Raw genomic sequence first — 6,420 nt, forward strand, 5'->3', positions numbered from 1 at the left:
CCGCGTAGCGTCATGACCGGTTACGCGCTGCGTGACCGTTGTCGCTGGAACGGATCGCCGTACTCGCGGACGGCGGCGCGGGCGAACGCCTGCTGGAACGTGGACACCCGCTCGGAGCGCCCCCGGCCCAGGAAACTGACCGCCCAGTGCAGCACGGCCGTCACCCGGTTCTTGAAGCCGACCAGGTAGAGCAGGTGCACCGCCAGCCACATCAGCCAGCCCAGGAAGCCCGAGAAACGCAGCCGGCCCACGCTGGCCACGGCGTGGAAGCGGCTGATCGTGGCCATGCTGCCCTTGTCGAAGTAGCGGAACGGGCCGGCCGCCGGCTGACCGGCCAGCCGGCGCTTGATCAGGCCGGCCGCGTACCTGCCGCCCTGGATCGCCACCTGGGCCACGCCGGGGAGCTGGTCGAGGGAGGCCATGTCGCCGACCGCGAAGATCTCCGGGTGACCGGGCACGGTCAGGTCGGGGTTGACCTGGATGCGGCCGGCCCGGTCGGCGGGGGCGCCGGTCGCCTCGGCGAGCTGCCGGGCCAGCGGCGGCGCGGCCACGCCGGCCGCCCACATCTTGGTCATCGACTCGATGCGCTCGTGCCCGCGCTCGGTCTCCACCTCGATGCCGGTGGCGTCCACGCCGACCACCTTGGTCTTCAGCTCGGCCTCGACGCCCATCAGGTGCAGCTGCTGGAGCGCCCGGGTGGAGAGCTGGTCGCCGAACGACGGCAGCACCCGGTCGACCGCGTCGATCAGGATCACCCGGGCCTTGCGCGGGTCGATGTGCTTGTACTGGCCGGGCAGCGTGCGGTGGGCCAGCTCGGCGATCTGGCCGGCCATCTCGACGCCGGTCGGGCCGGCGCCGACCACCACGAAGGTCAGCCAGCGGTCGATCGCCTCGGGGTCGGTCTGCAGATCGGCCAGCTCGAAGGCGCCGAAGATGCGGGCGCGCAGCTCGAGCGCGTCGTCGATGCTCTTCATGCCGGGCGCGTGGTCGGCGAACCCGTCGTTGCCGAAGTACGACTGGGACGCGCCGGCGGCGACGATCAGCGTGTCGTACTCCACCTCGTAGTCGACACCCGGCGCCTCGACCTGGACCTTCTTCGCCGCCGGGTCGATCGAGGCCACCCAGCCCAGCCGCACGTCGACGTTGTCCTGCCGCCGGAGGATCTCGCGGATCGGCGGCGCGATCTCCCCCTCGGACAGGATGCCGGTCGCCACCTGGTAGAGCAGGGGCTGGAACAGGTGGTAGGCGGTGCCGTTGATCAGCGTGATCTCGACGTCGGCCCGGCGCAGCGACTTGGCGGCGAACAGACCGCCGAAGCCGGCGCCGACGATGACTACGCGGTGAGACATGCGGACAGCATGCCCTAGGTCTGGTTTCAAATTCGCTTCCGAGGCGATCGATGCGCGGCGAATGTGGAACTGGACCTACCTTCCGGGCTTGATGCGGTCGGCCCGGCGGCGGAAGAGCCGCTGCTCGGCGACATTCCGCGACATCGACGCGGCGCGGTCGAGCTCGGCGCGGGCCTCGTCGCCGCGACCGAGGCGATCGAGCAGCTCCGCGCGTACCCCATGTAGGTGGGGGTAACCCGGCAGCTTGTCGCCCAGCTCGTCGACGATCCTGAGGCCGCGCGACGGGTCGCCGGCGAAGCCGAGCGCGACCGCCTGGTTGAGCCGCACCACCGGGCCGGGCTGCACGTGCGCGAGCACCTCGTAGAGGGCGGAGATCCGCGGCCAGTCGGTCGCCTCGGCGTGGATCGCGCGCGCATGGCAGGCGGCGATCATGGCCTGCAGCGTGTACGGGCCACCGCCCAGCGCCTCGGCCCGGTCCAGCGCGTCCAGCCCGTGCCGGATCAGCGCCCGGTCCCAGCGGTGGCGCTCCTGCTCCAGCAGCGGCACCGGTTCACCGTCGGCGTCCTGGCGGGCGGCCAGCCGCGACGCCTGCAGCTCCATCAGGGCCAGCAGCCCATGTGTCTCGGCGTCGTCCGGCAGCAGCGACGCGAGCAGGCGGCCGAGGCGCATCGCCCCGTGGCACAGCGTCGGCCGCGCCCAGTCCTCGCCGGCCGTGGCCGCGTACCCCTCGTTGAAGATGAGGTAGACCACCTGCTGGACCTGCCGGGTCCGCGCGGCCGTCTCCGCCCGGGTCGGCATCTCGAACCGCACATCCGTCAGGCTCCGCTTGGCCCGGACGATCCGCTGGGCCACCGTGGCCTCCGGAACCAGGAACGCGCGGGCGATCTCCGGGGTGCTCAGGCCGCACAGCATGCGCAGGATCAGGGCCTTCTGCGCGTCCGGGGTGAGGGCCGGGTGGGCGGCGGTGAAGATCAGCCGGAGCAGGTCGTCACCCAGGTGGTCGGCGATCGCGTCGTCCCAGTCGTCCACCGGCGGCTCGGCTTCTCGGTGGATCAAGATCAATTTCTGGGCGTACGAGTCCCGGCGGCGCAACGCGTCGATGGCCTTACGCTTGGCCACCGCCATCAGCCACGGCCCGGGCGCATCCGGCACCCCGTCCCGCGGCCACTGTTCGAGGGCGGCCACCAGCGCGTCCTGAGCCAGATCTTCGGCCAGCCCCACGTCGCGCACGAACCGAGCCAGCCCGGCGATCAACCGGGCCGACTCGATCCGCCAGATCGCTTCGACGGCCTGCACTACTGGGGGAAGTCCTCCGGACCGAAGACCTTCAGCACGTCCACCTCGCCCTCCCAGCCCGGCCACATGTCCCGGTGCAGCTTCACGAACCGGGAGGCCCACTCGACCGCCTCGTCCCGGCTGCCGACATCGTAGATCGCGTAGCTGATCACCTCTTTCGCCTCGGCGAACGGGCCGTCGGTGACGGTCAGGTCGCCGCCCTGGAGCGTGACCTTGGCGCCCGCCGCGGACGGGGCCAGGCCGGCCGTGTCGAGCAGGGCGCCGGACGCGGTGGCCTCCTCGCCGAGCTTCATGATGGCGGCCATCAGCTCGGGCGACGGTGCGCCCTCGGGCTGGGCGGCGCGGAGCAGGGTCAGGAACCTCATCGGACTACCTCTTTCTTCCGGTTCTTGGTGAGTCGCTTCTTCCGCTCTTGGTGAGTCGCAAGGACGTGGCGGTGATCCAGACGCTGACCATGATCACCGCGGCGGTGAAGGTCAGGAGGCTCCAGGCCGCGCCACCACCCGCGATGAGCGCGACGTAGGCCAGCGCGAACAGCGTGCCGACCAGCCGGCTCCGCATCAGGAAGCAGGCAATGATCAGGCCGACGAACCCGACGCCGCCGGCCGCGAAGTGGATCAGGCCGTGGGTGCTCAGCGGCACCGTCTCCGGAGCGCCGGCGGGGAAGCCGCGGCCGGCGTCGGCCGTGAAGAACCCAGCGACGACCATGCCCAGGCCGTAGAGCGCCAGGAAGAGGCCGGCCCGGTTCTTCCACGCGTAGCCGGCCAGGACGATCAGCAGGCCCGACACGATCAGATTCGTGCTGTGGATCCAGCCCCAGTCGCCGTTGGCGAGCTGGCTCCAGGCGTGCCGCCGCGGGTCGAAGCCGTCCCGGCTCACGATCTCGATCAGCGACACGATCACATACAACGGTCCGGCGAGGATCCCGGCGACCACCATGTGTCGAACTCCCTTCGTCACCAGGTAGCTCGAACGGGCCGCCGGGATTTCGACACGGGACCTCAAACTTTTTTCCGGCCTCGTACCGTCCACGCCCTCGCGGTCAGCCGGATCTCACCCTCGGGCAGCCCGCTTCGGACGCGTTCGCGCAGCTCAGTCTGCTTCTCGGGCGGCAGGGAGAGCAGGTAGCCGGGTGCCGCGCCGGCGCCGCCGAGGAACGGGCGCCAGTAGTCGTCGAAGTCGGCGAAGACGGTCGGGATCTCGATCCGCCCGGTGGTCACGTCCTCGAGTCCGGCGGCCCGCCAGGCCTCGGCCAGGGCGTCGGGGTGGCAGATCGGGAAGCGGGCGGCCTCGTCCTGGCCGGGGTCGTCGACGGCATCCCAGAAGTGGCGCATCAGCTGCATGCCCTCGGCGTAGTCCCACACGTAGGCGGCGACCACGCCGTCGGCCACGCGGGCCATCTCCCGGACACCCTGGACCGGGTCGGGCATGAAGTTCAGGGCGAGGCCGCTGATCACCACGTCGAACGTGCCGTTCCGGAAGGGCAGCGCGATGCCGTCGCTGACGACCGTCCGGCGCGGATTTCTCCGTACGAAAGCCTCGGAACGGTCCGCACCCACCACCCAGCCGTCGCTGACCGCCGCGCTCAACGCGCCCGTGCCGCAGCCGACGTCGAGCCAGCGCTCCCCGGCCAGGCCACGGACGAACTCAGCCGCCACGACCCGGCTCCATCGCCCGACGTACGCCTCGTACGCGTCCCCGCCCGCCCAGATATCAGATGCCACGGGGCCGACCCTAGGGCAGGATCCGGCCCATGCCGATCGGACAGCTGACTTCGGGCGACATCGACGAGATCGTGGCGGCGTTCACGGTGCTCGGCTGGCCCGGCAAGGACCGCACGCAGTACGAGCGTTATCTGGATGAGCAGGCGGCGGGCGACCGGGTGATCCTGGTCGCGCGCACCGGCGGCGGGGAGTTCGCCGGCTACCTGACGGTCAAGTGGGTAACGGAATACGCGCCGTTCCGCTCACAGGGCATCCCCGAGATCCAGGACCTCAACGTCCTCCCGCACCTCCGCCGCCAGGGCCTCGCCACAGCCCTGATGGACCTGGCCGAGGAACACGAGGCGACGCGCAGCCCGATCGCCGGCATCGGGGTCGGCCTGTACGCCGACTACGGCCCGGCCCACCTGATGTACCTGAAGCGCGGCTACCGCCCGGACGGGCGCGGCGTCACCTACGGCGGCGCCATCTGCAGCCCCGGTGACCAGGTGCGGGTGGACGACGACCTCTGCCTGATGATGACCCGCCGGCTGCGCTGACCGTTCGTTCACCTGACCTTTGTCATCGCAGCCAGCGCTATCCCTAACTCCTATCGGGTAGGTAGGCCCCAGCCATGACTGTGACCGACGACCTCCTGGCCAACGCCGAGCGCTACGCGGCCTCCTTCGACAAGGGCGACCTGCCGCTGCCGCCCGCCAAGCACGTCGCCGTGGTCGCGTGCATGGACGCGCGGCTCAACCCCTACGGCCTGCTCGGCCTGACCGAGGGCGACGCCCACGTCATCCGCAACGCCGGCGGGGTGATCACCGCCGACGAGCTGCGCAGCCTCGCGATCAGCCAGCGCCTCCTCGGCACCACCGAGATCATCCTGATCCACCACACCGGCTGCGGCATGCTGACCTTCACCGACGACGAGTTCAAGGCCGCCATCCAGGCCGACGTCGGCATCAAGCCCAGCTGGGCCGCCGAAGCCTTCGCCGACCTCGACGAAGACGTCCGCCAGTCGATCCGCCGCATCCTCGACGACCCGTTCATCCCGGTGAAAGACTCGGTGCGCGGCTTCGTCTACGAGGTCGAGACGGGCCGCCTCCGCGAGGTGGAGTAGCCGGCCCCGCCTACCGTTCGATGGCATGCGGCTTCACGCGTCAACGGTCGTCGGGCAACCCGTCGACCAGGTCTGGGCCTTCCTCAGCGACCCGGTCGACAGCACGCCCCGATGGGACCGGAGCATCGCCGAGGTCATCCCCCGCACGACAGCTCCGGTGGGTGTCGGCTGGGAAGCCACCACGGTCTCGCCGTCCGGCAAGCGCCAAGACTTCCGGGTCACCGCCTACCACCCCGGGCGATCATTGACCTTCACCCTGCTCTCCTCACCGATGTTCCGGCGCGCCGACCTGACGTTCCAGCTCACCCCGACACCATCCGGTACGCGGATCGACCACACCATCGAGCTGACGTTGCGCAATCCGTTGCTCGGACCGGTGTTGCGGCTGACCAGCGGGCGGGCGCTCGCCACGGATCTGGCGCTCCTCCGGGACGCCCTGACCGAGGCCGCTGGACGTTCGGCCTGAGCGCATCGGCCCCGGGTGTTGCCTATACGCGCTCAGAGCAAAGGGGCTTCGGTCACCTGCCGGTCGTGGTGGGTCGAGGCCGCTGAGCTGCCTGGTCGATCCTTCGGCTGCTGGTTGCGCCAGGCCGGCGGGGTGCCCGCTCACCCCCTCTGCCGCCGGTCACGCCCGGCCGCGGGTCAAGGCAGGTAGCCAGGCCGGCGGGGTGCCCGCTCACCCCCTCTGCCGCCGGTCACGCCCGGCCGCGGGTCAAGGCAGGTAGCCATGCCGGCCGCGGGGGGCCGCTCGCCCTTTCTGCGGCCACGGGCGTCGGTGGGGTTGAGGGTGACCACTTACGCAGAATGAAGGGTGGGCGGCTCTGTTCTGGCCGGTCACGGCCTTGGAGTTGCGCGCCCGGCCTCGGCTACTTATGGAGAATTTGGTGTACGACCGCAGCCCGGCCAGGCTTGGTCGAGGTGATCGGTAGGGATGCTCAGGCCTCGGCTG

8 protein-coding genes are annotated in these 6,420 nt (G+C 70.8%); 3 read left to right on the forward strand and 5 right to left on the reverse strand.

The window, feature by feature from the left end; translation table 11 throughout:
- Window positions 1-20: 20 nt before the first annotated feature.
- The 5 genes from AB0M54_RS43100 to AB0M54_RS43120 form a co-directional block, all read right to left on the reverse strand.
- Window positions 21-1,349, reverse strand: a complete 1,329-nt coding sequence (locus tag AB0M54_RS43100; protein WP_364478297.1) for an NAD(P)/FAD-dependent oxidoreductase — start codon at window positions 1,347-1,349, stop codon at window positions 21-23.
- Window positions 1,350-1,424: 75 nt separating this feature from the next.
- Window positions 1,425-2,645, reverse strand: coding sequence for an RNA polymerase sigma factor (locus AB0M54_RS43105; RefSeq protein ID WP_364478300.1), 1,221 nt, complete (start codon window positions 2,643-2,645; stop codon window positions 1,425-1,427).
- Complete coding sequence (locus AB0M54_RS43110) at window positions 2,645-3,010, reverse strand: YciI family protein (protein ID WP_364478302.1); 366 nt, start codon at window positions 3,008-3,010, stop codon at window positions 2,645-2,647. The genes AB0M54_RS43105 and AB0M54_RS43110 overlap by 1 nt, the downstream gene beginning before the upstream one ends.
- A gap of 4 nt (window positions 3,011-3,014) precedes the next feature.
- Window positions 3,015-3,584 (reverse strand): DUF998 domain-containing protein, encoded by a 570-nt coding sequence (locus AB0M54_RS43115; protein ID WP_364478305.1) that lies wholly within the window; start codon window positions 3,582-3,584, stop codon window positions 3,015-3,017.
- Window positions 3,585-3,646: 62 nt separating this feature from the next.
- A complete protein-coding gene (locus AB0M54_RS43120; protein ID WP_364478308.1) occupies window positions 3,647-4,369 on the reverse strand; it encodes a class I SAM-dependent methyltransferase in 723 nt (240 codons plus the stop codon).
- 29 nt (window positions 4,370-4,398) lie between these two features.
- On the opposite strand from AB0M54_RS43120, the gene AB0M54_RS43125 reads away from it, so the two are divergent.
- The 3 genes from AB0M54_RS43125 to AB0M54_RS43135 all read left to right on the forward strand — a co-directional run bounded on the left by AB0M54_RS43125 (window position 4,399) and on the right by AB0M54_RS43135 (window position 5,937).
- Window positions 4,399-4,905 (forward strand): GNAT family N-acetyltransferase, encoded by a 507-nt coding sequence (locus AB0M54_RS43125; RefSeq protein WP_364478311.1) that lies wholly within the window; start codon window positions 4,399-4,401, stop codon window positions 4,903-4,905.
- Between the two features lie 74 nt (window positions 4,906-4,979).
- On the forward strand, window positions 4,980-5,471 hold the full coding sequence (locus AB0M54_RS43130) for a carbonic anhydrase (protein WP_364331789.1): 492 nt from the start codon (window positions 4,980-4,982) through the stop codon (window positions 5,469-5,471).
- Window positions 5,472-5,496: 25 nt separating this feature from the next.
- A complete protein-coding gene (locus tag AB0M54_RS43135) occupies window positions 5,497-5,937 on the forward strand; it encodes an SRPBCC family protein (RefSeq protein WP_364478314.1) in 441 nt (146 codons plus the stop codon).
- Window positions 5,938-6,420: the final 483 nt, after the last annotated feature.

The organism is Actinoplanes sp. NPDC051470, assembly GCF_040682035.1.
In the GTDB taxonomy this organism is placed as follows: Bacteria; Actinomycetota; Actinomycetes; order Mycobacteriales; family Micromonosporaceae; genus Actinoplanes.

Bases quoted from the DNA above. Each gene is read 5' to 3' on its own strand.
- AB0M54_RS43130 (WP_364331789.1), top strand. From the start codon at position 4,980: ATGACTGTGACCGACGACCTCCTGGCCAACGCCGAGCGCTACGCGGCC.
- AB0M54_RS43135 (WP_364478314.1), top strand. From the start codon at position 5,497: ATGCGGCTTCACGCGTCAACGGTCGTCGGGCAACCCGTCGACCAGGTC.
- AB0M54_RS43125 (WP_364478311.1), top strand. From the start codon at position 4,399: ATGCCGATCGGACAGCTGACTTCGGGCGACATCGACGAGATCGTGGCG.
- AB0M54_RS43110 (WP_364478302.1), bottom strand. From the start codon at position 3,010: ATGAGGTTCCTGACCCTGCTCCGCGCCGCCCAGCCCGAGGGCGCACCG.
- AB0M54_RS43115 (WP_364478305.1), bottom strand. From the start codon at position 3,584: ATGGTGGTCGCCGGGATCCTCGCCGGACCGTTGTATGTGATCGTGTCG.
- AB0M54_RS43100 (WP_364478297.1), bottom strand. From the start codon at position 1,349: ATGTCTCACCGCGTAGTCATCGTCGGCGCCGGCTTCGGCGGTCTGTTC.